We start from the raw sequence: 601 nt of genomic DNA on the forward strand, positions 1-601 counted from the left end.
GCCCGACCTCTGGGCTGCTATCCGCGAGGCCTTCACCCGCTTCACCCCAGACGAATGCCGCAACTGCATCACCGCCGCCGGATACGAGGACGACTTGGCCGTCGCTACATAAGTGGGAACAGCTCTAGGCACACGCACGGGTTGCTGGAAGTAAGCTCGGTCGGGATCGGGCGGCGAGGTGCGCGGATCCGGAGGCTGGGCTTCCGGGCCCATTCCGGTGTAACAGGCGACGTTCCCCCCGGATGATCCGAGTCGGGCGCGGGTTTCCCGCTCCGCCGTGGATTCGCGTTCCGATGCCAGCTCTCCAGATCCCGAATCATTCATGCGCCACGCCGTCTACGGCCTGCCGCCGATCGACCTCGCCGAGGTCCCCGGTGACGCCGTCCAGTTGTCCCCCCTGATCCCCGACTCTGCCCGGCTCGAAGATCTGGCCGAGGGCAGCCTCGACGCCGCCACCGTGCTGGCGCCCCCCGGCACGATCGAGCGGCGCTACGTTCTCGCTCATACGTTGCGGGCCCTCGTGCCCGGCGGCCGGATGATGGCGCTCGCCCCGAAGGACCGCGGCGGCGCCCGGCTGGCGAAGGAGCTTGCTGCCTTCGAA

General features: G+C 69.1%; 2 pseudogenes. Both read left to right on the forward strand.

The features are described from left to right. Nucleotides 1–112 (forward strand): annotated as a pseudogene (locus tag FV228_RS32065) (IS630 family transposase); the annotation flags it as partial. Nucleotides 113–322: 210 nt separating this feature from the next. Further along, nucleotides 323–601: pseudogene (locus FV228_RS32070) on the forward strand (methyltransferase); the annotation flags it as partial.

Origin of the sequence: Methylobacterium sp. WL18, assembly GCF_008040015.1 — a bacterium.
Lineage (GTDB): Bacteria > Pseudomonadota > Alphaproteobacteria > Rhizobiales > Beijerinckiaceae > Methylobacterium > Methylobacterium mesophilicum.